This window comes from Paraburkholderia sp. TE9906 (assembly GCF_056279605.1).
Window position 1 is genome coordinate 121,711 of sequence record NZ_JBWCCT010000018.1, and the last position, 22,266, is coordinate 143,976.

21 protein-coding genes are annotated in these 22,266 nt (G+C 63.9%); 5 read left to right on the forward strand and 16 right to left on the reverse strand.

The genetic code is table 11. The features are described from left to right. Window positions 1–113 precede the first annotated feature (113 nt). A complete protein-coding gene (locus ACZ9H4_RS32765) occupies window positions 114–1,364 on the forward strand; it encodes an Hsp70 family protein (RefSeq protein ID WP_408146604.1) in 1,251 nt (416 codons plus the stop codon). A gap of 113 nt (window positions 1,365–1,477) precedes the next feature. Here the strand turns inward: ACZ9H4_RS32765 and ACZ9H4_RS32770 are convergent, their stop codons facing one another. Continuing rightward, on the reverse strand, window positions 1,478–1,681 hold the full coding sequence (locus ACZ9H4_RS32770) for a cold-shock protein (RefSeq protein WP_007180251.1): 204 nt from the start codon (window positions 1,679–1,681) through the stop codon (window positions 1,478–1,480). Window positions 1,682–2,112: 431 nt separating this feature from the next. Here ACZ9H4_RS32770 and ACZ9H4_RS32775 point away from each other — a divergent pair, with 431 nt between their 5' ends. Further along, window positions 2,113–3,708 (forward strand): APC family permease, encoded by a 1,596-nt coding sequence (locus tag ACZ9H4_RS32775; RefSeq protein WP_408146515.1) that lies wholly within the window; start codon window positions 2,113–2,115, stop codon window positions 3,706–3,708. Window positions 3,709–3,837: 129 nt separating this feature from the next. Here the strand turns inward: ACZ9H4_RS32775 and ACZ9H4_RS32780 are convergent, their stop codons facing one another. From ACZ9H4_RS32780 to ACZ9H4_RS32810, 7 genes are all read right to left on the reverse strand, one after another. Continuing rightward, a complete protein-coding gene (locus ACZ9H4_RS32780) occupies window positions 3,838–4,623 on the reverse strand; it encodes a DODA-type extradiol aromatic ring-opening family dioxygenase (protein WP_408146517.1) in 786 nt (261 codons plus the stop codon). Between the two features lie 163 nt (window positions 4,624–4,786). After that, entirely contained in the window at window positions 4,787–5,386 is a 600-nt protein-coding gene (locus ACZ9H4_RS32785; protein ID WP_408146519.1) for a UbiX family flavin prenyltransferase, read from the reverse strand. Window positions 5,387–5,430: 44 nt separating this feature from the next. Further along, window positions 5,431–5,742: a Grx4 family monothiol glutaredoxin gene (gene grxD, locus ACZ9H4_RS32790; RefSeq protein WP_121315820.1), complete on the reverse strand. Its 312-nt coding sequence runs from the start codon at window positions 5,740–5,742 to the stop codon at window positions 5,431–5,433. A 92-nt stretch (window positions 5,743–5,834) separates the two neighbouring features. Then, a complete protein-coding gene (prmC, locus tag ACZ9H4_RS32795) occupies window positions 5,835–6,767 on the reverse strand; it encodes a peptide chain release factor N(5)-glutamine methyltransferase (protein WP_408146521.1) in 933 nt (310 codons plus the stop codon). Between the two features lie 7 nt (window positions 6,768–6,774). Next, a complete protein-coding gene (gene prfA / locus ACZ9H4_RS32800; protein WP_408146523.1) occupies window positions 6,775–7,857 on the reverse strand; it encodes a peptide chain release factor 1 in 1,083 nt (360 codons plus the stop codon). A gap of 123 nt (window positions 7,858–7,980) precedes the next feature. Continuing rightward, the gene (gene hemA, locus ACZ9H4_RS32805) at window positions 7,981–9,267 is read right to left on the reverse strand and encodes a glutamyl-tRNA reductase (protein WP_408146525.1); all 1,287 of its coding nucleotides are present in this window, start codon (window positions 9,265–9,267) and stop codon (window positions 7,981–7,983) included. A gap of 73 nt (window positions 9,268–9,340) precedes the next feature. Next, window positions 9,341–10,051, reverse strand: coding sequence for a response regulator transcription factor (locus ACZ9H4_RS32810; protein ID WP_476122481.1), 711 nt, complete (start codon window positions 10,049–10,051; stop codon window positions 9,341–9,343). Window positions 10,052–10,255: 204 nt separating this feature from the next. On the opposite strand from ACZ9H4_RS32810, the gene ACZ9H4_RS32815 reads away from it, so the two are divergent. The 3 genes from ACZ9H4_RS32815 to ACZ9H4_RS32825 are packed head-to-tail and all read left to right on the forward strand — an operon-like array spanning window position 10,256 to window position 13,001. After that, entirely contained in the window at window positions 10,256–10,510 is a 255-nt protein-coding gene (locus ACZ9H4_RS32815; RefSeq protein ID WP_408146529.1) for a hypothetical protein, read from the forward strand. A gap of 19 nt (window positions 10,511–10,529) precedes the next feature. After that, entirely contained in the window at window positions 10,530–12,344 is a 1,815-nt protein-coding gene (locus ACZ9H4_RS32820; protein WP_476122482.1) for an aminopeptidase P family protein, read from the forward strand. 33 nt (window positions 12,345–12,377) lie between these two features. Continuing rightward, window positions 12,378–13,001, forward strand: coding sequence for an HAD family hydrolase (locus ACZ9H4_RS32825; RefSeq protein WP_408146533.1), 624 nt, complete (start codon window positions 12,378–12,380; stop codon window positions 12,999–13,001). Window positions 13,002–13,186: 185 nt separating this feature from the next. Here the strand turns inward: ACZ9H4_RS32825 and ACZ9H4_RS32830 are convergent, their stop codons facing one another. The 8 genes from ACZ9H4_RS32830 to ACZ9H4_RS32865 all read right to left on the reverse strand — a co-directional run bounded on the left by ACZ9H4_RS32830 (window position 13,187) and on the right by ACZ9H4_RS32865 (window position 22,239). Next, window positions 13,187–14,308 carry a DUF748 domain-containing protein gene (locus ACZ9H4_RS32830; RefSeq protein WP_408155242.1) on the reverse strand — a complete coding sequence of 374 codons (1,122 nt, stop codon included), beginning with the start codon at window positions 14,306–14,308 and terminating at the stop codon, window positions 13,187–13,189. 392 nt (window positions 14,309–14,700) lie between these two features. Beyond that, window positions 14,701–16,368 carry an energy-dependent translational throttle protein EttA gene (gene ettA, locus ACZ9H4_RS32835; protein WP_408146537.1) on the reverse strand — a complete coding sequence of 556 codons (1,668 nt, stop codon included), beginning with the start codon at window positions 16,366–16,368 and terminating at the stop codon, window positions 14,701–14,703. 268 nt (window positions 16,369–16,636) lie between these two features. Beyond that, window positions 16,637–16,942 (reverse strand): DUF3761 domain-containing protein, encoded by a 306-nt coding sequence (locus tag ACZ9H4_RS32840; protein ID WP_408146539.1) that lies wholly within the window; start codon window positions 16,940–16,942, stop codon window positions 16,637–16,639. Between the two features lie 60 nt (window positions 16,943–17,002). After that, on the reverse strand, window positions 17,003–18,091 hold the full coding sequence (locus ACZ9H4_RS32845) for a sn-glycerol-3-phosphate import ATP-binding protein UgpC (RefSeq protein WP_476122483.1): 1,089 nt from the start codon (window positions 18,089–18,091) through the stop codon (window positions 17,003–17,005). An 89-nt stretch (window positions 18,092–18,180) separates the two neighbouring features. After that, window positions 18,181–19,026: a sn-glycerol-3-phosphate ABC transporter permease UgpE gene (gene ugpE / locus ACZ9H4_RS32850; RefSeq protein WP_408146543.1), complete on the reverse strand. Its 846-nt coding sequence runs from the start codon at window positions 19,024–19,026 to the stop codon at window positions 18,181–18,183. Then, window positions 19,023–19,907 (reverse strand): sn-glycerol-3-phosphate ABC transporter permease UgpA, encoded by an 885-nt coding sequence (ugpA, locus tag ACZ9H4_RS32855; RefSeq protein WP_175164754.1) that lies wholly within the window; start codon window positions 19,905–19,907, stop codon window positions 19,023–19,025. The genes ugpE and ugpA overlap by 4 nt, the downstream gene beginning before the upstream one ends. A 94-nt stretch (window positions 19,908–20,001) precedes the next feature. Then, complete coding sequence (ugpB, locus tag ACZ9H4_RS32860; protein WP_408146546.1) at window positions 20,002–21,327, reverse strand: sn-glycerol-3-phosphate ABC transporter substrate-binding protein UgpB; 1,326 nt, start codon at window positions 21,325–21,327, stop codon at window positions 20,002–20,004. 621 nt (window positions 21,328–21,948) lie between these two features. After that, complete coding sequence (locus ACZ9H4_RS32865; RefSeq protein WP_476122484.1) at window positions 21,949–22,239, reverse strand: helix-turn-helix domain-containing protein; 291 nt, start codon at window positions 22,237–22,239, stop codon at window positions 21,949–21,951. Window positions 22,240–22,266 lie beyond the last annotated feature (27 nt).

Below are 22,266 nucleotides of genomic sequence, written 5' to 3' on the forward strand. Positions count from 1 at the left end.
GACCTCTTGTCTTATTGCGGCCAGCTCGAAAGCCTTAGTTGATGCTGCTTGAGCTTTCGTGTTACAAAACCGCTCCCCTTTATGTCCGCGCCAGCTGAGCGGCGATGCCTGCCATGAACTATTGCGCGATTGACTTCGGTACTTCCAACTCGGCCGTGGCCGTGCCTGACGGCGCTCTGCTCAAGCTCGCGCCAGTCGAAGGCGCCTACACGACGCTGCCCACCTCCGTCTTTTTCAATACCGACGAAGACACCCGCGAATTCGGGCGGGCGGCGCTAGCGGCGTACATCGACGGCTTCGACGGCCGCCTGATGCGCTCGATGAAAAGCATTCTCGGCTCGCCGCTCGCCGAAAACTCGACGGATCTGGGCGACGGTTCCGCGATCAAGTACACGGACGTGATCGCGATTTTCGTCGATCACCTCAAGCGCTCGGCCGAAAAGAGCGTCGGCGGCGCGATCGATCGCGCAGTGCTGGGCCGCCCGGTGTTTTTCGTCGACGACGATCCGCGCGCCGACCGGATGGCGCAGCAGCAGCTCGAAGCCGCGGCGCGCTCGGTCGGCTTGCGGGAGATTCATTTCCAGTATGAGCCGATCGCGGCCGCGTTCGACTACGAATCGCATCTGACGGAAGAAGGTCTCGTGCTGGTGGCCGACATCGGCGGCGGCACGTCGGACTTTTCGCTGGTGCGGGTCGGGCCGGAGCGGATGAAGCGTGTCGAGCGCAAGGAAGACGTGCTGGCGCACCACGGCGTGCACGTCGCCGGCACGGACTTCGACCGCCGCGTCGAACTGGCGACCATTCTGCGCGAGCTCGGCTATCAGTCGCTCGATCCGGAAGGGCGCGAGATTCCGAACCGGGTCTATTTCGATCTGGCGACCTGGCACCTGATCAATACAGTCTACGCGCCGAAGCGGGTCAGCGAACTCGCGCTGATGCGGCACCTTTTTACCGAGGTCAAGCATCACGACCGCCTGATGCGCGTCGTGGAGCGCCGTCTGGGCCACGCGCTGGCGGCCCATGCGGAAGAGGCGAAGATCGGCGTGGCCGCCGGCGGCGAGACCGTCATCGATCTCGACGAAGTGGAAAACGACCTCCGCCTCGCCTTCGACGAAGCCCAGCTCATCAGGGCCGGCCAGGATGAGACGCAGCGCATCGTGCAGGCGGCGCGCGATACAGTCCAGGTGGCCGGCGTCGCGCCGCGCGACGTCAGCGCGGTTTATTTCACAGGCGGGTCGACGGGACTCGCATTTCTATCGGGCGCATTGGCTGCGGCATTTCCGGATGCGAAAGCGGTATTCGGCGATCGACTCGCCAGCGTTGCAACGGGACTCGGTATTCACGCCCGGCGTCTGTTCGGATAACCAACAAACTAATCCCTCGCATACTGCGAAGATAATCAGCGCATTCAGTTGCGACGGATATAAAAAAACCCCGCCGAGGCGGGGTTTTTTGCGTCCAGAAGGAAGCGTGTCGCTTACACCGGCTTGATGTTAGCGGCTTGCTTGCCCTTCGGGCCCGTCTTCACTTCAAACGTAACCTTTTGGTTTTCTTGCAGCGTCTTGAAGCCTTCCGTGCGGATTTCCGAGAAATGCGCGAACAGATCTTCGCCGCCGCCGTCCGGCGTGATGAAGCCAAAGCCCTTTGCGTCATTGAACCACTTGACGGTACCGGTTTCCATATTACTTGTTCCTAAAGATGGTAAATAAGGCCGAAGCCCAGAAGGTGCATGAAAATCAAGGAAGGGGGTAATGGGACCAACCGGAGTACCGTTGATGGGCGAACTACGAAAGACCAATTCACTCGCCGCTTGAAATCCTGCCCGGACGTTATACGGCCATTTCGAGAGAAGGTCAACAGTATCGTCAAATCTTTACCAATATTCGATGCGTAGGCGCAGTTTTTGCTTACAAACCTTGCTGTCGCCTCGATCTTTTTGTCAGGGAGAACCCTTAGTTTCGCTGCATCAAGTCGGTGCAACCGTTAAACTACGCGCCGCGCGTCGGTTGCACCTGTGAGAATGGGTCCGTCGCGCATGCATGCGCGTCACCCGTCTCCAGCGCCACAAGCGATGTCACGCGGTGCCGACATGGTTCTGATACAGGAGAAGACGTGAAAAGTTCTATACAACGGAACATCGGGCCGTTCGCACTACTGCTGACCGGCCTGGGCTCGATCATCGGATCGGGCTGGCTGTTCGGCGCATGGAAGGCCGCCAAAATTGCCGGTCCCGCCGCCATTTGTGCCTGGGTCATCGGCGCTGTCGTGATTCTCGCGATTGCTCTGACCTACGCGGAACTCGGTGCGATGTTTCCGGAATCCGGCGGTATGGTGCGCTACGCGCGCTATTCGCACGGTGCGCTGGTCGGTTTTATCAGCGCGTGGGCCAACTGGATTGCGATCGTTTCGGTGATTCCGATCGAGGCCGAGGCATCCATTCAATACATGAGCACGTGGCCCTACGCGTGGGCGCATGCGCTCTTCGTCGACGGATCATTAACCACTAACGGGTTATTGCTGTCCGCCGGCCTCGTGATCATTTACTTCCTGCTGAACTACTGGGGCGTCAAACTGTTCGCGCGCGCCAATTCGGCGATCACGATCTTCAAGTTTCTGATCCCCGGCGCGACGATTCTCGGCTTGATGCTGACGGGCTTCCACAAGGAAAACTTCGGCGAAGCAAGCACGTTCGCGCCGTACGGCTGGTCGTCGGTGCTGACGGCGGTCGCGACGAGCGGCATCGTGTTCGCGTTCAACGGTTTCCAGAGCCCGATCAACCTCGCTGGCGAAGCGCGCAATCCGGCCAAGAGCGTGCCGTTCGCGGTGATCGGCTCGATCCTGCTGGCGCTGGTGATCTACGTGTTGTTGCAGATCGCGTATATCGGCGCGGTGAACCCGAGCGACGTCATGAAGGGCTGGAGCCACTTCAATTTCGCGTCGCCGTTCGCTGAACTTGCGATCGCGCTGAACCTGAACTGGCTCGCAATCCTGTTGTACGTGGATGCTTTCGTCAGTCCGAGCGGCACGGGTACGACCTATATGGCGACCACCACCCGCATGATCTACGCGATGGAGCGCAACAACACGATGCCGAAGATGTTCGGCAACGTGCACCCGTTCTATGGCGTGCCGCGTCAGGCGATGTGGTTCAACCTGTTCGTGTCGTTCATTTTCCTGTTCTTCTTCCGCGGCTGGAGCTCGCTGGCGGCGGTGATCTCGGTCGCCACGGTGATCTCGTACCTGACGGGCCCGATCAGCCTGATGGCGCTGCGCCGGGCGGCGACGGACCTGGAGCGTCCGCTGCATATCGTCGGCATGAAAGTGATTGCGCCGTTCGCGTTCGTGTGCGCCTCGCTGATCCTGTACTGGGCCAGGTGGCCGCTCACCGGCGAAATCATTCTGCTGATGGTCGTCGCGTTGCCGGTGTACTTCTACTTCCAGGCGAAGTCGGGTTTTGCCGGCTGGGGCCGCGATCTGAAGGCGGCATGGTGGCTGGTCGCCTACCTGCCGATCATGGCGGTTCTGTCGCTGATCGGCAGCAAGGAGTTCGGCGGTTTCGGCATCCTGCCGTACGGCTGGGACATGCTGGTGGTGATCGCGTTCTCGCTGGTGTTCTACTACTGGGGCGTCAATAGCGGCTACCGGTCGGAGTATCTGGAAGAGCGTCAGACCCACGACGAAGTGCTCGAAGGCATGGGCGCGCACTAAGCGCCGCGCTGAGCCTGTCGGCCGGATCGTGGTTGGGTCCGGGACGAGAAAAAGCCCGCCTGAGTTGCTCAGGCGGGCTTTTTTGTTGGCTGCCGCGTGGGTGTTGCGTGCGGCTTACCGGCGCCAGGATCAGGCGGTGCCGAACACGTAGTTTGTCATCGCGAGCGAGCGCTGATAGGTGCCGAGCGACTGGATGGCCAGCGAATAATCGTCGTCTGCCGCGCCCAATGCCGCGAATACGGGCAGCAGATGCTCGTCGGTCGGATGCATCAGCACCGCGTGCGGCGCCTGGCGGCGGTAGTCGAGCAGCGCGTCGATATCGTGCGCGGCGAGTTTCGTTTCGAACCAGTCCGTGAACTCGGTCACGCGCGGATCGGCATCTTCCGGCCGCGCGGAGAAATCGGCGGCGCGCAGATTGTGCGTGATCTGGCCGGAGCCGATCACCATCACGCCATCGTCTCTCAATGCGCGCAGCGCGCGGCCCACGCGGAAATGATGTGCGGCGTCCATGTGCGGCTGGATCGACAACTGCGCGACCGGCAGGTCCGCGTGCGGGAACATCAGCAGCATCGGCACCCACGCGCCGTGGTCGAGCCCGTGCGGCTGGGTGTCTGCGAGGATACCGCTTGCGCCGAGCAGCACGGCGGCGCGGCGCGCGACATCGGGCGCGCCCGGCGCCGGATACTGAATTTCGTACAACTGACGCGGAAAGCCGTAGAAATCGTGGATGGTTTCCGGCGTCGTGGCCGTGCTCGCCAGCGGATGCGCGGTGCCCCAATGGGCCGACAGCATCAGCACGGCCGCCGGACGCGGCAGTTGCGCGCCCAGGACGCCGAACTCCGCGGACGGCATCGACGGATCGATCGGCAGCGTGGGCGCACCGTGGGACAGGAAAAGCGAGGGTAGGCGGTTCATGGCAGCAACGCAGTCGCGAGGACACGGCGCAGAAGTTGGGTTGCTATCAATATAGGCTCACACCACCGTTTGATAAACTGGCGAAAACAGAATTGATTGTGTCGCCATTGTTGACAATTGACGCGCGTCAACATACCTGGCAGAGGCGGCAGGATGCCGTCCGCTACTTCTGAGCGTCGCGCAAACCCGTCCACGAGGGCGACAAAGCCGGCCCGAGCGCGAACAGGTCCAGCACACGCGCCACGGTGTGATCGACCATTTCGTCGATGGATGCGGGTTGGTTGTAGAACGCGGGCAGCGGCGGGAAGATCACGCCGCCCATTTCGGTGACGGCCGTCATATTGCGCAGATGCGCGAGATTGAACGGCGTCTCGCGAACGAGCAACACGAGGCGGCGACGCTCCTTGAGCGTCACGTCGGCGGCGCGGGTGATCAGGTTGTCGGAGAAGCCGTGCGCGACGCTCGCGAGCGTCTTCATCGAACAGGGGGCGACCACCATGCCGTCGGTGGCGAACGAGCCGGACGCGATGCTCGCGCCGACATCGCGCACCGAATGGACGACATCCGCGAGAGGATGCACGTCTTCTTTGCTCAACTGGAGTTCGTGCTGGATATTGAGCCAGCCTGCACTCGAAATCAGCAGGTGGCTCTCGACGCCGCCGAGCCTGCGCAGCGTTTCGAGCAGCCGGACGCCGTAGATGGCGCCGGTCGCGCCGGTGATCGCGACGATCAGCCGGCGTGGCGCCGCAGCGCGTGTTTCCATGGCTCGCGGCGCCTTAGCGGGATGAACGGAACGGCCGGGGCCGCTCAGGCCGCGGCGAACAGTTGTTGCAGTTCGCCCGATTCGTACATTTCCATCATGATGTCCGAGCCGCCGATGAACTCGCCCTTCACGTAGAGCTGCGGAATGGTCGGCCAGTTCGAGAACGTCTTGATGCCCTGGCGGACTTCGTCGTCTTCGAGGACGTTGACGGTCTTGAGTTCACCGACGCCGCACGCTTTCAGAATCTGGATGGCGCGGCCGGAGAAGCCGCACATCGGGAACTGGGCGGTGCCCTTCATGAAGAGGACGACGTTGTTTTCGTCGACGATTTGCTTGATGCGTTGTTGCGTATCCATGACTGACCTTGCGGTTCCGTGATGTGTAGGGAATAGGCTGAAATGATAGCGGATTTCGGTACGGCCGGCCGAAGGTCGATTCGTCCGTGCGTCTATTGTGAGTGTTCGCCCGGGTGTTCGAGGCATGCGGCCGCCTCGCCGCTGAGTCGCCCGCCACTGATCCGCTCGATACCGGCTAGATCCCGTTCCGAGCGCACCTGCGCGAAACCTTGCGCGCTTAGCAGTGCGCGCACCGCTTCGGCCTGATCGTAGCCGTGCTCGATCCACAAGGCGCCATGAGCGGCGAGGCGAGCGGGCGCGCCGGCGACGATCGCGCGGATCGCGCTGAGGCCGTCCGCTTCATCGGTGAGCGCGCCGCGCGGCTCGAAACGCAAATCACCTTCCGACAGATGCGGATCGCCGCTCGCGATATACGGGGGATTGCTGACGATCACGTCGAAGCACAGTGCGGCGTCGAGTGAGTCGTACCAGTCGCTTTGCCTGAGCGACATGGCGCCGCCCGGGCGTTTCGCGTCCAGCAGGCGAGTGACGTTGCGCGTGGCCACTGCCAGCGCTCCGGCGGAACGGTCGAGCGCCCAAACCCGCGCGTCGGGCCGCGTCGACGCAATCGCCACGGCAATCGCGCCGGTGCCGGTGCCGAGATCGAGCACGCGCGGCCGCGTGATGTTTTCCATCGCCGCCAGCGCGGTTTCGACCAGCAATTCGGTTTCAGGACGCGGAATCAGCACGTCCGGCGTGACTTCGAACTCCAGCCCGAAAAACTCCCGCGCGCCGACCAGTTGCGCGACCGGCTCACCGGCCACGCGCCGCGCTTGCAACACCAGGTAACGTTCGACGCTCGCGCTGTCGAGCCCTTCATCGCTGCGCGTGATCAATTGCGTATGCCGCCAGCCGAGCACGTGCGTGAGCAGAATCCGCGCCTCGAGCGGCGGCAGCGGCGAGGCGCGCAGCAGTGCGGCGGGCGTGGCGGCCGTGGCCGTCGGGCTAGCCGGGGTGGTCGGATTGTCTGGCGTGGCGGGTGTCATCGGTGCGTCAGTCCGCGTCGCCCAGCGAGGCCAGCAACTCCGCCTGATGCTCGCTGACGAGCGCCGCGATCAGTTCGTCGAGATCGCCATCCATGATTGCGTCGAGCCGATACAGCGTCAGGTTGATCCGGTGATCGGTCAGCCGTCCTTGCGGGAAGTTGTACGTGCGAATCCGCTCGGAACGGTCGCCCGAGCCGATCAGGCTCTTGCGCGTCGCCGCTTCCTTCGCCTGCTGTTCGTGCGACTGCTTGTCTTTGATGCGCGCGGCGAGCACCTTCAGCGCGCGGTCCTTGTTCTTGTGCTGCGAGCGGTCGTCCTGACACTCGACGACGATGCCGGTCGGCAAGTGCGTGACGCGCACCGCGGAGTCGGTCTTGTTGATGTGCTGCCCGCCCGCGCCGGACGCGCGGAACGTGTCGATGCGCAGATCGGCGGGATTGATCTCGACTTCGCCGATTTCGTCGGCCTCGGGCATCACCGCGACCGTGCAGGCTGACGTGTGAATGCGGCCCTGCGTTTCGGTGGCCGGCACGCGCTGCACGCGATGACCGCCGGACTCGAACTTCAGCTTCGAATACGCGGCTTCGCCGGCGATCCGCACGATCACTTCCTTGTAGCCGCCGAGATCCGATTCGCTCGCCGACATCATCTCGACCTGCCAGCGATTGCGCTCGGCATAGCGCAGATACATGCGCAGCAGATCGCCCGCGAACAGCGCGGACTCGTCGCCGCCCGTGCCCGCACGGATTTCGACGAAGATATTACGATCGTCGTTCGGGTCTTTCGGCAGCAGCATTTTTTGCAGGCCGGCGCCGAGTTGCTCCATCCGGTCGCGTGCCGCGCGAATTTCCTCTTCCGCGAAGTCGCGCATTGACGTGTCCGCCAGCAGCTCCTGCGCGGTTTCCTCGTCGCTGCGCGCCTCGCGCCAGAGCGCGTAATGCTCGACCACCGGCCCAAGCTCGGCGTGCTCGCGCGTGAGCTTGCGGTATTGATCGAGATTCGAGGTGATGTCCTCGCGGCTCAACAGGTCGTTCAGTTCGGCCAGCCGCGTAGTGAGCTGGTCGAGCTTGCGTTGCATGCTCGTTTTCATCGGACGGGTTTCGGAGCGGGCTCCGGCAAGGACGGCGACTAGGGGAGTGGGCGGATGCCCTGATCGGAAGCATGTCGCGCGCCACTGGCGGGCGGCGCGGACAGCGCGGCGCTGGCTGCGCCGCTAACGCTCGGTGGAACCGGAGTGCTTGTAGAAACCGCTCATCAGTTCGATGAGCGTGTCGCGGTTATCGCTGCTCGCGCGATTGAGCGCGTGCGTCGGGCCGTGGATCAGCTTGTTGGTGAGCGCCTGCGACAGCGCTTCGAGTACTGCGGCCGGGTCGTCGCCGCGGGCGAGCATCTTCTGCGCGCGCTCGACTTCGGCGCGGCGCAGCACGTCGGCCTGCGTGTGCATATGGCGGATCACCGGCACGATGCTGCGCGCGTCGAGCCACTGCATGAAATTCTGCACACGCGTTTCGATGATCGCTTCGGCCTGCGCGACCGCGGCTTGCCGCGACGCATTGCCTTCGCGGACGATCGCGCCGAGGTCGTCGACGGTGTACAGGAAGACGTCTTCGAGCTGGCCGGCTTCGGGCTCGATATCGCGCGGTACGGCGAGATCGACCATGAAAATCGGCCGGTGACGGCGCGCTTTGACTGCCCGCTCGACCGCGCCGAGCCCGATGATCGGCAACGTGGACGCGGTGCACGACACGATGATGTCGAATTCGTGCATCCGCGCCGGCAGTTCCGACAGCGGAATCGCCCGGCCGTTGAAGCGCTCGGCGAGCCGCGAACCACGCTCGGCCGTACGATTGGCGACCACCAGTTCACGCGGATGTTGCGCGGCGAAGTGCGTCGCGCACAATTCGATCATTTCGCCCGCGCCGATGAACAGCACGCGCTGGTTCGAGACCTTGTCGAAAATCCGCTGGGCGAGCCGGACGGCGGCGGCCGCCATGGAAACCGACTGCGCGCCGATTTCAGTCGTGCTGCGCACTTCCTTCGCGACGGCGAAGGTGCGCTGAAACAACTGGTTCAGATAGGTGCCGAGCGCGCCGGCTTCGGACGCGGTGCGCACCGCGTCCTTCATTTGTCCGACGATTTGCGTCTCGCCCAGCACCATGGAGTCGAGCCCCGACGCGACGCGGAACGCGTGGCGCACGGCTTCCGACTGCGGCAGCGCGTAGACGTGCGGCGCGAGTTCGTCGATGGGCAGATTGTGGTACTTCGAAAACCACTGGATCGCGGCTTCGCGCGCGGCCTGGTCGTCGGTGGCGCAGTAGAGTTCGGTGCGGTTGCAGGTGGACAGAATCGCCGCTTCCGGCGCCGTGCGGGCCGTGCGGCCGAGCCAGACGCTCTTGAACGTGTCCAGTGCAGGCTTGATCTGTTCGAGCGGAAACGCCACGCGTTCGCGCAAGGCGACAGGCGCAGTGTGGTGATTGATTCCGATCGTTAGAAGCTGCATTTTGGGGGGCTATGATTTAGCCCAATATTATAGCGTTTTCACGATTCTTACATCCTGCACCCGTCAAGCCGCCTCAATCCGCCTCGACGACGGTCTCTGGCGGGATCGCGTCGAGCTGATAGCCGTAGCCGTAGACCGGCGTGAGGGCATAGCCGAGTTCGGGGCGCAGCTGCAATTTGCTGCGTACCCGCGATGCGTGCGTGTCAATGGTGCGCGACTTTACGTCGCGGCGGCGCGCCCAGACGGTTTCGAGAATATGCGCGCGCGACACCGGACGTGCCAGATTGTTGAACAGCAGCAGCGCGAGGCGGAATTCCTTGGGGGTCAGGATGACCGTCAGTCCGCGGAAGGTGACGGCGGAATGCGCAGTGTCGAATGCATAGCCGCCGATCGTGTCCCGCCGCCGGTTGGCCGGCCGCCGCAGGCCGGCACGGCGCAGCAGTGCGTCGACCCGGGCCAGCATTTCCGGGCCGCGGACCGGCTTGCTGAGGCAATCGTCGGCGCCGGCGTGCAATGCGGCGACGATCTGGCTTTCGCGCGGCGCCGACATGAGCACGATGACCGGCAGGCTCGGCAGGATGGCGCGGGCGCGCGAGATCACGTCCTCGGCGCAATGGTCGCCGGCCCAGCTTGCGGTGATCAGAAGATCGAAGAACTCGTCCGTGGCGCGCTGCAGGAAGGGCGCGCTGGCGGTGAACGGCTGACACACATGGCCGCCCGCGAAGATCAGCTGGTCGACCAGTTTGGCATGTTGCACATCCGGTTCGATGAGGGCGATTCGCATGGCGCGGCTTCAGCTGGCAACGACCGGGAATTGGATTTTTCCGCACCGTTTGCGGCTTGCCTAACCTCATCCCGACCCCTAAACTCAACCGCTATGCGGAAAGCGCCGTGCTGAACTTCCTAAAGTTAATGAGACAAAAATGCTAGCTGTCTTGCCCCCTTACGAGTATCAGACAAATCTGAAAATGCACGAGATCGGCCGCTAATGGGTTGGCCCGGCATCATCGTGTTGGGAGTGGCGATCGGACTGGCGGGCTGGTGGCTGCATCCGTTGCGGCGCGCGAGCCGCGCCCGTTGGTGGATGGCGCTGCTGGCCGGCGTGCTGGGCACGAGCGTCGCGCGCATGGCCGGCAACGTGACCGGTCTCTTTCATGACGGCGATACACTGGAATGGCCGGTATGCACCGCCATCGCAGTAATCGCCGTTGCCGCGACGGTCGGCTTGCTTTCCCGTCGATGAATCTTTGCAGGTGACTCCCATGAATGCCCGACTCCCCGAAACTTCCTCCATCCCCGAACGGCTCGCGAGCCTGCGCAGCGCGATGGCGCGCGAAGGCGTCGCCGCCTATCTGGTGCCGTCCTCGGACCCGCACCTGTCCGAGTATCTGCCTGAGCGCTGGCAAGGCCGTCAGTGGCTGTCCGGCTTCACCGGCTCGGCCGGCACGCTGGTCGTCACCGCCGACTTCGCGGGCGTCTGGACGGACAGCCGCTATTGGGAACAGGCCGGTGCGCAACTGGCCGGCACCGGCGTGCAATTGATGAAGATGACCGGCGGCCAACAGACCTCGCCGCATTTCGAGTGGCTCGCGCAGAACGTGGCGACTGGCGGCACGGTCGGCGTGGACGGGACGGTGCTCGGCGTGGCGGCGGCGCGGGCATTGGGCCAGGCGTTGAGCGCGCGCGGGGTGCAACTGCGCACTGACGTCGATCTGTTCGACGCGATCTGGCCGCAGCGTCCGTCGTTGCCGAACGCCGCCGTGTTCGAGCACGCCGCGCCGCATGCGAGCGTCGAGCGCGCGGAAAAGCTTGCGCGGATTCGTCGCGCGATGGCGGACCAGGGCGCGCAATGGCACTTCGTCTCGACGCTCGACGACCTCGCATGGCTGCTGAATCTGCGTGGCGCCGACGTCAGCTACAACCCGGTATTCGTCGCGCATGCACTGATCGGCGCCGATCGGGTGGCGCTGTTCGTCGCCGACGGTAAAGTGCCGCCGGAACTGGCCGCCGCGCTGGCGCGCGACGGCATCAGCGTCGAGCCGTACGCGAAGGCGGCGGACGCGCTCGCGGCGCTGCCCGCCGGCAGCACGCTGCTGATCGATCCTCGCCGCATTACGTACGGTTCGTTGCGAGCGGTGCCGTCGACGGTCAAGGTGGTCGAGTCCGTCAACCCCTCCACCTTCTTCAAGTCGTGCAAGACCGCGGCGGAAGCCGGGCATGTGCGCGCGACGATGGAGCAGGACGGCGCGGCGCTGGCCGAATTCTTCGCGTGGTTCGAAAGCGCCTTGGGCCGCGAGACGATCACCGAGCTGACCATCGACGAACGCCTGTCGGCCGCGCGTGCGCGCCGTCCGGGCTTCGTGTCGCTGAGCTTCGCGACGATCGCGGGCTTCAATGCGAACGGCGCGATGCCGCACTACCGCGCGACAGAGGAAGCGCATTCGGTGATCGAGGGCGACGGCCTGTTGCTGATCGACTCCGGCGCGCAGTATCTGAGCGGCACGACGGACATCACGCGCGTGGTGCCGATCGGCACGCCCAGCGACGCGCAGCGGCGCGATTTCACGACCGTGCTCAAGGGCACGATGGCGCTGTCGCGCGCGCAATTCCCGCGCGGCATCCGATCGCCGATGCTCGACGCGATCGCTCGCGCGCCGATCTGGGAAGCGGGCGCCGATTACGGCCACGGCACCGGTCACGGGGTGGGCTACTTCCTGAACGTGCATGAAGGCCCGCAGGTGATCTCGCACTACGCGCCAGCCGAACCGTGGACCGCGATGGAGGAAGGCATGATCACGTCGGTCGAACCGGGCATTTACCGGCCCGGCGAGTGGGGCGTGCGGATCGAAAATCTCGTGCTCAACGTACCCGCCGGTAAAACCGAACTCGGTGATTTCCTCAAGTTCGAGACCTTGACGCTGTGCCCGATCGACACCCGCTGCCTTGACCTGTCGCTGCTGCGCGAGGACGAGCGCGCGTGGCTCAACGCGTATCACGAAACGGTGCGCACCCGCCTGTCGCCGCATGTGTCGGGCGACGCGAAGGCGTGGCTGGAACTGCGCACGCAACCCATCTGAGCGCCGCCACCAGAGTTGGCTAACGGAGAACGCATGGCGATCAAGGCAGTGGTGTTCGATTTCGGTGGTGTGCTGATCGACTGGAGTCCGGAGTATCTGTATCGCGAGCTGATTCCTGACGACACCGAGCGTCGCTGGTTTCTGACGCACGTCTGCTCGATGGACTGGGTGATCCGTCAGGACGGCGGCCAGCCGATCGTCGAGGCTACCGAGGAACTGATCGCGAAGTATCCCGATCACGAATCGTTGATCCGTGCGTTTTACGAGCGCTGGCATGAGATGGTGGCCGGCGTGCTGGAGGAGGGCGTCGCGATCATGGAAAAGCTCGAAGCCGCCGACGTGCCGCTATTCGGGCTGACCAACTGGTCGGCTGAGACATTTCCGTATGCGTGGGAGCATTACCCGGTGCTGCGGCGGTTTCGCGACATCGTCGTGTCGGGGCGGGTCGGGCTAGTGAAGCCGGATCCGGCGATCTTCGCGGCCATGTGTGAGCGGATCGACGCGCAGATGCCCGGCATCCAGCCCAGCGAACTCGTTTTCATCGACGACAATCCGAAAAACGCGCAAGCCGCGAGCGCGCTCGGCTGGCACGGCGTGCATCACACCAGCGCCGCGCAGACCGAAGCGAAGCTGCGCGAATTGGGACTGCCGGTTTGAGACGCGCAAAGCTCATTTGACCGGCGCGAAGAGGGAGAAAGGCGCGTGCGTTTTATTCGCGGCGCCGACTCGTTTCACTATTGCGCCCCGGCCCGCCTGCTTTCACCGGCTTTAGCCTGTCACGGTTTGCAAGCGCGAGCGGGCCCCCACGCCTCACACCCACAAGCCGCACCCCGGCGTCCGATCTACTGACCCAGCAGATTCTTCAACGCATTCTCCAACCCTTTCACCGTCTCCCCCGTGCCCTTCGCGACGCCTTCGACGCTCACGCCCAACGCCTTCGCAAAGCCCGCGCCGAGCCGCATCATGATGCCTTCCCGCACCGAAAATTTCGGGTCGCGCAAATCTCCGTCCAGCACGAAATGCAGCGTGATGTCACCGTTGTGCGCCTTGAGCGCGGCGACGGCCGCCTTGGTCGGGATCGAGAGAAAGGTGTCGAACGGATTGCCGCTGTCGGCGAGCTGCAGATTGTGGACCGTCACCGTGCCGGGTGCATGCAGCCGATAGTTGCGCACCGTCGATTCAACCGTCAGGTCGACCGTGCCGCCCGCCACCTGCGTCCGCGTGCCGGCCTTCTTCAGCAGATACGGGTCGAGCATCACGATGTCGACGCCGCGCAGCTGGCTGGTGGTCTGCGAATCCCTGCTGGCGATCTTGATCCAGCCGCCGAACGACACGGTGCCCGTATGCGCCGGGCCTTTGATCGAGCCGCTGACGCTGACGGTGGTCGGCTCGCTGAGCGCGGGCAGTTTCAGATTGTCGACGCTCGCGTTGGCGTTGCTGACCGTCACCTTGAACGGCGGCGGCCCGACCGTCATGTCGTAAAAATGGAAGTTGCCCTGCTCGAAGCGGATGTGATCGACCTGCTTCTCGTGCGAGGCGGGCGTCACCACACCGCCGGTGTCGCCATCGGAGCGGTTCACCGCTTCCCGCAGGTTCGGCAGCAGGTTGATCGAACCGTCCCTGGTGCGCAGCACGGCCATGTCGAAGCCGCGCACCACCACGCTGCGGATATGCATGCGCCGCGCGAGCAGATCGCGGATGTCGGGCGTGAGGGTGATCTCGTCGGCTCTGAGCGGGTCGCCGGCCGGCCAGCCGGGCGGCGCCTTGATGAGCACGCGTGTGAGATGAATCGAGGTCAGGCCCACGTCGATGCTTTCGGCGCTGCCGAGCGGGCCGAGCGCCGCCACCAGGCGATTCTTGACCTCCTGCTGCGCGAACCGCAGCGCGCCAACCGCCAGGACGATCAGCACCAGCAACACGCCGCCGACGGCGACCAACCAGCGCTTGCCCTTCGACATCGCCATGCTTGCCTCCTCGTCACCACGTGGCGCGTGGTGCGGCTGTGACTGGCTTGGGTTTGCATGCGCCGTTGGGGCGCACGACTATTCCGGCGGGACGGGCCGCGTCTGCCGGAACGACGACATGTATCACGCCTCGACCCGCAATGCGTGTGCCCTGCCGCCTATTTCGTCCGACGTGCTGCGCGTGAGGCACGGGCATTGTGTGCGGGGCATGGCCAGGCGACTGTGCGCAGAGGAGCCGCAGGGAAGCCGCGGGGGAGCAAAACGGTCGCCGGAATGATCCGATACACCACAGCCGGAATGGACCGACAAAGCGAACCAGTCAGGCGGACCCATGAAACGAAACAGCAAAGCGGCCCGCCTCACACCCACGAGGCGGGCCACCGAACGCCACGTTACCGCGTGATCGGCTTGTAACGCAGACGCTTCGGCCGCGCAGCCTCTTCACCGAGACGCGCGCGCTTGTCCGCTTCGTATTCCTGGTAGTTGCCGTCGAAGAACGTGACTTGCGAATCGCCTTCGAACGCGAGGATGTGCGTCGCGATCCGGTCGAGGAACCAGCGATCGTGCGAGATCACCATCACCGAGCCTGCGAACTCGAGCAATGCATCTTCGAGCGCGCGCAGCGTTTCGACGTCGAGGTCGTTCGACGGTTCGTCGAGCAGCAGCACGTTGCCGCCCGCGATCAGCGTCTTGGCCAGATGCAGCCGGCCGCGCTCACCGCCCGACAGATTGCCGACGACCTTCTGCTGATCGCCGCCCTTGAAGTTGAAGCGGCCGATGTACGCGCGCGACGGCGTTTCGTACTTGCCGACCGTCAGCACATCCGCTCCGCCGGAGATCTCCTCGAACACGGTCTTCGAGCCGTCGAGCGCGTCGCGGCTCTGGTCCACGTAAGCGAGCTTGACGGTCGGGCCTTGCACGATCTCGCCCGAATCCGGCTGTTCACGGCCGGTCAGCATGCGGAACAGCGTCGATTTACCCGCGCCGTTCGGTCCGATGATGCCGACGATCGCACCCGCCGGAATCTTGAAGCTGACGTCGTCGAGCAGCAAACGGTCGCCATAGGACTTGCGGACGTTCTTGAACTCGATCACTTCATTGCCGAGACGATCGCCGACCGGAATGAAGATTTCCTGCGTTTCGTTGCGCTTCTGGTAGTCCTGGCTGTTCAGTTCCTCGAAGCGGGCGATACGCGCCTTCGACTTCGCCTGACGGCCCTTCGGATTCTGGCGCACCCACTCCAGTTCCTTCTTGATCGCCTTCTGACGCGCCGATTCCGACGACTCTTCCTGCTTCAGACGCTCTTCCTTCTGATCGAGCCAGCTGCTGTAGTTGCCCTTCCACGGAATGCCGTGGCCGCGGTCGAGTTCGAGAATCCACTCGGCGGCGTTATCGAGGAAGTAGCGGTCGTGGGTCACGGCGACGACGGTGCCCGGGAAGCGCGTCAGGAACTGTTCGAGCCAGTCGACCGACTCTGCGTCCAGGTGGTTGGTCGGCTCGTCGAGCAGCAGCATGTCGGGCTTTTCGAGCAGCAGCTTGCACAGCGCGACACGGCGCTTTTCGCCGCCCGACAGATTCTCGATCTTCGCGTCCCACGCCGGCAGGCGCAGCGCGTCGGCGGCGATTTCGATCTGCTGTTCGGCGCTGCCGCCATCCGACGTGGCGAGGATCGCTTCGTACTTCGCCTGCTCGGCGGCGAGCGCGTCGAAGTCGGCGTCCGGCTCGGCGTAGGCCGCGTAGATTTCGTCGAGCTTCTTCTGCGCGTTGAACACGTCGCCGAGACCTTCCTCGACCGCTTCACGCACCGTCTTGGTCGGGTCGAGCTGCGGCTCCTGCGGCAGGTAGCCGATGTTCAGATTCGGCATCGGCGTCGCTTCGCCTTCGATGTCCTTGTCCACACCGGCCATGATGCGGATCAGCGTCGACTTGCCCGAGCCGTTCAGGCCGAGCAGGCCGATCTTCGCGCCGGGGAAAAACGACAGCGAGATGTCTTTCAGGATTTGACGCTTGGGCGGCACGATCTTGCCGACCCGGTTCATGGTGAAGACGTATTGGGCCATTTGCTTGCAATAGACGTTGACGACGCCGGCCGCGTGGGGGCGGGCAGTCGTTGGGTGGATGGGTAATCGGTGTTAGCGGTGTTGAGACCAGGCGGCATGCCCGGCGCCGGCCGGCGCGGCATCGAGCGCGGCGTCGAACTTCGCGACGCCCCGCGCGCGGGCGGGTGGTTCAGGTGGCATTGTACTTCGCGCGGCGGGTGGGGCGGCAGGGGGCGGCGCGCGGTGTCGGCGGTCGGCTCGTGTGTAGATGCGCGGGGGGTGTGGATGCTCAGAGCCAGTCGGCGACGCCGCCGTGCCGCGAACAGGTGCCGCTGTGATGTTTGCTGAAGCTGTAGGTGCCGTCGCGGCAGCGCGCGCTCGCGCCTTGCGGCGCTTTGCCGGACAGCGCACGGGCAGGCGCGTGGACGGCATTGCCGTCGCGATTGGTGTAGGTGTTGTGGTTGCTGAGGTCGGCTTCGTCGGGTGTCGTGCCGGGCGCCACGTAAGCGAGCACCGGCGCTGCCGCCACGCCGAACAACAGCGCGACGGCCACCGCCGCATGGCGGCCAAGGCGCTTGAGGGCGATGCCTGTCATGGTCTTTCGGGTGATTGTTATTCTGCTTGTGCGTGAGTGTGCGTGTGCTTCGGGCGGGTCTCAGTTAGCGCGCCGTCCCGTCGCCGGATCGAAGAAATGCAGATGCGCCGCCGGCAACGCCACTTGCAACGCCTCGCCCCTCGCGGGCCGATGGGCGTGCGGCAAGCGCACCGTCACATCGTGCTTGCCCCAGCGGCCGTGCGCGAGGTTGTCCGCGCCGAGCAACTCACAAGAATCGACGCTGAGCGTCGCGTGCGATGCGTCCGCGTGGCCAGGGCTCATGTGCTCGGGGCGAATGCCGAGCGTCCACTCACGGCCTTTGGCGACCTCCCTGCCAATCGACGCCACACCCGCTAACGGCAGTTTCGGCCCGTTGCCGGCGACGTCGAACGTCGCGCCGTCGTCGGATACGCGGCCTTCCAGCAGATTCATCCCCGGCGAGCCGATGAAGCTCGCGACGAATACCGTGGCCGGCCGCTCGTAGACCTCGGTCGGCGCGCCGATCTGCTCGGCGTGGCCCTTGTTCATCACGATCACACGCTGCGCGAGCGTCATCGCTTCGATCTGATCGTGCGTCACGTACAGGCTCGTGGTGGCGAGGCGCGCATGCAGCCGCTGGATTTCGAGGCGCATCTGCACGCGCAAACGCGCGTCGAGATTCGACAACGGTTCGTCGAACAGAAACACCGCCGGCTCGCGCACGATCGCGCGGCCCATCGCGACGCGCTGCCGTTGTCCGCCGGACAGCTCGCGTGGCCTGCGTTGCAACAGCGCTTCGAGTTCGAGAATCTGCGCGGCGGCCTCGACGCGCTTCGCGATCTGCGCGCGCTCGACCCCCGCGATCTTCAGCGCGTAGCCCATGTTCTCGGCGACGCTCATATGCGGATACAGCGCGTAGTTCTGGAACACCATCGCGATGTTGCGATCCTTGGGCTCCAATTCGTTGACCACTTTGCCGGCGATCGAAATACGGCCTTCGGAGATGCGTTCGAGTCCGGCCACCATCCGCAGCAAGGTGGACTTGCCGCAGCCGGACGGCCCGACCATCACGACGAATTCGCCGTCGGCCACGTCGACGTCGATGCCGTGCAGCACGAACTGTTTGCCGTCGTAGGTCTTTTTAACGCCTTGCAGAGTCAGTGCAGCCATGCCGTTTTAGCCTTTTGTTGCTTGCCGCGTGGTGCGCGGTGTTGTCTGTTCAATGCCGGCGTGCCCGAGTGTCGCGCACGCCGCGCGAATCACTTCTCCGAATCCACCAGTCCGCGCACGAACCAGCGCTGCATCGTCAGCACGACGGCGAGCGGCGGCAGCATCGCGAGCAGCGTCGCGGTCATCACGAGGTGCCATTCGGTCGCGGTGTCGCCGGACGCGATCATGCTGCGGATGCCGACCACCGCGGTCATCAGCGACTGCTGGCTCGTAATCAGGATCGGCCACAGATACTGATTCCAGCCGTAAATGAAGGTGATCACGAAGAGGGCGGCCATGTTGGTCTTCGACAACGGCAGCACGACGTCCCAGAAGAAGCGCATCGCGCCCGCGCCGTCGATGCGCGCCGCTTCCATCAACTCGTCCGGTAGCGTCATGAAGAACTGGCGAAACAGGAACGTCGCGGTGGCCGACGCGATCAGCGGCAAGGTCAAACCGCTGTATGTATTGCTCAGATGCATCGACGACACGACCTGCACGGTCGGGAAGATCCGCACTTCGACCGGCAGCATCAGCGTCATGAAAATCAGCCAGAACGACAGCATGCGAAACGGAAAGCGGAAGAACACGATCGCGTACGCGGAGATCATCGACACGGCGATCTTGCCGATCGAAATCGCCAGCGCCATCACGAGGCTGTTGAACAGCATGCGGCCGAACGGCGCCGCCGCATTGCCGCTGCCGTGCGACCAGATGGTCGCGACGTTCTCGAACAGATGCGTGCTCGGCACGAGCGACAGCGGCACGGTGAATACCTCGTGCTCGCTCATCGTCGCCGCGCAGAACGCGACGTACACCGGAAACACCACCAGCGCGACGCCGAGAATCAGCACCGCGTGGCAGAACAGGTCGAAACCGCGGCGGTTCTCGATCATGAGTATTGAACCCTGCGTTCGATGAAGCGGAATTGCACGACCGTCAACGCGACGACGATCACCATCAGAATCACCGACTGCGCGCCCGAGCTGCCGATGTCGAGCCCCTGGAAGCCCTCGGCGAAGATCTTGTAGATCAGCGTGCGGGTCGCTTGCGCGGGGCCGCCGCCGGTCGCGGCGTCGATCACCGGGAAGGTGTCGAAGAACGCGTAGGTGATGTTGATCACCAGCAGGAAGAAACTGGTCGGCGATAGCAACGGCAGTGCGATGCCGAAGAAGCGCCGCACCGGACCGGCGCCGTCGATCGCGGCGGCTTCGATCAGCGAGCGCGGAATCGCCTGCAAGCCCGCATAGAAGAACAGGAAGTTGTAGCTGATCTGTTTCCAGACCGACGCGAGCACCACCAGAAACATCGCCTGGCCCGCGTTCAGCGCGTGATTCCACACGATGCCGTACTTCGCGAGCGCAAAGGTGATGAGGCCGATGCTCGGGTTGAACAGGAACGACCACAGCACCGCGGCGATCGCGGGCGCGACCGCGTATGGCCAGATCAGGAGCGTCTGATAGGTCTTCGCGGCGCGCGTCACGCGATCGGCGCAGACCGCGAGCAGCAGCGAAATCACGAGCCCCGATACCGTGACGAGCGCGCAGAATATCAGCGTCGTATTGAACGACGACAGATAGAGCGGATCGGCGAGCAGTTGCCTGAAGTTGGCGAGTCCGACGAACTCGCTCGACGTGCCGAACGCATCCTGGCTCTGCGTGGATTGCCAGAGCGCCTCGCCGGCCGGCCACAGGAAGAACAGCAGCGTGATCGCGAGTTGCGGCGCGACGAGCAGATAGGGCAGCAGACTAGTGCCGAAGCTGGAGCGCTTTTCCATCGAAGATTTCCTGGGTTTGCTGCGACCATGGGTTTCGGCGCGAGCGCGCCGAAACCGTGCCGGTGAATGCCGGGTTGCCAGCTTGGCTGCCGGCCTAGTTGCCGGCTTTTTCGAAGCGGCGCAGCAACTCGTCACCGCGCGAAACCGACGAGTCGAGCGCCTGTTGCGGCGTCTTCTTCTGCGCCCAGACCTGTTCGAGTTCTTCGTCGATCACCGTGCGGATCTGCGGCATGTTGCCCAGACGCAAGCCCTTCGTGAACGGCAGCGGCGGCTTGTTGAGCATCTGGCGGATCGCGGTGTCGCTGCCCGGGTTCTTGTCGTAGAAGCCTTGCTGGCGAGTCAGGTCATAGGCGGCGGTCGTGACCGGCAAGTAACCCGTGTCCTGATGCCACTTCGCGGCGACCGGCGCCGAGCTCAGATACGCGAGGAACTTCGCCACGCCCTTGTAGACGGCCGGATCCTTGCCCGACAACACCCACAAACTCGCCCCGCCGATGATCGCGTTCTGCGGCGCGCCCTTCACGCTGGCGTCGTACGGCATCATGCCGGTGCCGAAGTTGAACTTCGCGTATTTCTTGATCGTGGCGAGCGAGCCCGACGAGTTCGTGATGATCCCGCAGTCGCCGCTATAGAACTTCGACACCGGTTCGTCCTTGCGGCCGACATAGGTGAAGGTGCCGTCCTTCTGCATGTTCTGCAGGAACTGGATGTGTGCGACCTGCAGCGGCTTGTTGAATTCGAGTTGCGCGTCGAGGCCGTCGAAACCATTGTTCTTCGACGCGAACGGCGCGGCATGCCACGCGCTGTAGTTCTCGAGCTGAATCCAGCTCTGCCAGCCCGACGAATAGCCGCACGACATGCCCGACGCCTTCAGCTTCTGCGCATCGGCCTGCAATTCGGCCCAGGTCTTCGGCGGCTGGTTCGGGTCGAGCCCGGCTTTCTTGAACGCGTCCTTGTTGTAGTAGAGCACCGGCGTCGAGCTGTTGAACGGCATGGAGATCAGCTGGCCGGTTTTCGCGTCGCTGTAATAGCTCGCGATGGTCGGCACGAACGCCTTCTGGTCGAGCGGGACGCCTGCCTGCTTGAACACGTCGGTGACGGGAATCACGGCCTTCTTCGCCTGCATCATCGTGGCGGTGCCGACTTCGTAGACCTGCAGGATGGCCGGCGCATTGCCGCTGCGATACGCGGCGATGCCGGCGGCAAGAGTCTGGTCGTAGGTGCCTTTGAACACCGGCACGATCGTGTAGTCGCTTTGCGATTTGTTGAAGTCGTTGGCGATGTCGTTCAGGCGTTCGCCCAGCGCGGCTTCCATCGCGTGCCAGAACTGGATTTCGGTCGCGGCGTGGGCCGCCTGGCTAAAGCCGGCGCTCAGCACGGCGGCAATGGACAGCGAACGGAACAGCGGCTTGCAATTCATCGATTGTGTCTCCTGTGTCGATCGGAGTGGGTGCATTAGCACGTGGTCCGATCCCATGCACGGCAGTGCGGAACGGGCGCGGATGCGAATCGCGCGATTCTATTTGTGTTCGATGACAGTCCGGCGTCGGTTGCGGCTTCGGCGGCCGGACGGCGTGGACCGCGGACGGCGGGCGCCGGAAGCCGCAATTTAACATCGGCTGTCATGAAACGGAAACAATCGAAATGGGCGGTGCCGGTGGAGTCGGTGCGGTGAACGGCCGCCGCAGCGGCACTGTGACGAAGCCGAGCGAGTGGTTCGCGCTCCTTTGCAATCGGCTGGCGACCATAAAAAAGCCCGCTGGAAGCGGGCTCTTTTTGAAGGCGGACGCTGCGGACGATGGCGCTCGGACTTTGCGCACTCGTGCGGTGCGGCGACGCCGCAGCTTGAATGCCGTTAGACGTTAACGTTGTCACCCAAGAATGAGGCTCATGGACGGACTTCGGAGTTGGGCTGTGGCACAAGTATCAACGTAGCCCAACGAGTGTCCATAGAATTGAGGCGTATTTCATGCTCGCGGGTGCCCGGATGTCCATGGCTCCGCACGCAGGTTGCCGTTGAAAGGGAAAGCGACGAAGCGCCCTATGAATTGTCGCGGGCCTTATCCTGGAGATTAGGGCTTCCGTGCAACCGCGACCTACACTCAATTTCAGTTTCTCTGATCAAGTCGCTGGGTAAGCGCTGCAGCGCTGCAGCCAACTGGAACACAACGGTGATCGTGGGTTGATTGCGACCCAATTCGATCAGGCTAACGTATGTACGACGCACCCCCGCTTCAAAAGCGAGCTGTTCCTGACTTAGACCAGCTTCCTTTCGAAGACGTCTAAGGACGCTGCCGAATGCAACCTTCGGATCGAGGGATTCTCCTAACATATTGGGAGAATTCTCGATTGTGTTCTT

Excerpts from the sequence above, each read along its gene's own strand:
- ACZ9H4_RS32765 (WP_408146604.1), top strand. The coding sequence starts at position 114 with ATGAACTATTGCGCGATTGACTTCGGTACTTCCAACTCGGCCGTGGCC.
- ACZ9H4_RS32770 (WP_007180251.1), bottom strand. The coding sequence starts at position 1,681 with ATGGAAACCGGTACCGTCAAGTGGTTCAATGACGCAAAGGGCTTTGGC.
- ACZ9H4_RS32780 (WP_408146517.1), bottom strand. The coding sequence starts at position 4,623 with ATGAACCGCCTACCCTCGCTTTTCCTGTCCCACGGTGCGCCCACGCTG.
- ACZ9H4_RS32785 (WP_408146519.1), bottom strand. The coding sequence starts at position 5,386 with ATGGAAACACGCGCTGCGGCGCCACGCCGGCTGATCGTCGCGATCACC.
- grxD (WP_121315820.1), bottom strand. The coding sequence starts at position 5,742 with ATGGATACGCAACAACGCATCAAGCAAATCGTCGACGAAAACAACGTC.
- prmC (WP_408146521.1), bottom strand. The coding sequence starts at position 6,767 with ATGACACCCGCCACGCCAGACAATCCGACCACCCCGGCTAGCCCGACG.
- prfA (WP_408146523.1), bottom strand. The coding sequence starts at position 7,857 with ATGAAAACGAGCATGCAACGCAAGCTCGACCAGCTCACTACGCGGCTG.
- hemA (WP_408146525.1), bottom strand. The coding sequence starts at position 9,267 with ATGCAGCTTCTAACGATCGGAATCAATCACCACACTGCGCCTGTCGCC.
- ACZ9H4_RS32810 (WP_476122481.1), bottom strand. The coding sequence starts at position 10,051 with ATGCGAATCGCCCTCATCGAACCGGATGTGCAACATGCCAAACTGGTC.
- ACZ9H4_RS32815 (WP_408146529.1), top strand. The coding sequence starts at position 10,256 with ATGGGTTGGCCCGGCATCATCGTGTTGGGAGTGGCGATCGGACTGGCG.
- ACZ9H4_RS32820 (WP_476122482.1), top strand. The coding sequence starts at position 10,530 with ATGAATGCCCGACTCCCCGAAACTTCCTCCATCCCCGAACGGCTCGCG.
- ACZ9H4_RS32825 (WP_408146533.1), top strand. The coding sequence starts at position 12,378 with ATGGCGATCAAGGCAGTGGTGTTCGATTTCGGTGGTGTGCTGATCGAC.
- ACZ9H4_RS32830 (WP_408155242.1), bottom strand. The coding sequence starts at position 14,308 with ATGGCGATGTCGAAGGGCAAGCGCTGGTTGGTCGCCGTCGGCGGCGTG.
- ettA (WP_408146537.1), bottom strand. The coding sequence starts at position 16,368 with ATGGCCCAATACGTCTTCACCATGAACCGGGTCGGCAAGATCGTGCCG.
- ACZ9H4_RS32840 (WP_408146539.1), bottom strand. The coding sequence starts at position 16,942 with ATGACAGGCATCGCCCTCAAGCGCCTTGGCCGCCATGCGGCGGTGGCC.
- ACZ9H4_RS32845 (WP_476122483.1), bottom strand. The coding sequence starts at position 18,091 with ATGGCTGCACTGACTCTGCAAGGCGTTAAAAAGACCTACGACGGCAAA.
- ugpE (WP_408146543.1), bottom strand. The coding sequence starts at position 19,026 with ATGATCGAGAACCGCCGCGGTTTCGACCTGTTCTGCCACGCGGTGCTG.
- ugpA (WP_175164754.1), bottom strand. The coding sequence starts at position 19,907 with ATGGAAAAGCGCTCCAGCTTCGGCACTAGTCTGCTGCCCTATCTGCTC.
- ugpB (WP_408146546.1), bottom strand. The coding sequence starts at position 21,327 with ATGAATTGCAAGCCGCTGTTCCGTTCGCTGTCCATTGCCGCCGTGCTG.
- ACZ9H4_RS32865 (WP_476122484.1), bottom strand. The coding sequence starts at position 22,239 with ATGTTAGGAGAATCCCTCGATCCGAAGGTTGCATTCGGCAGCGTCCTT.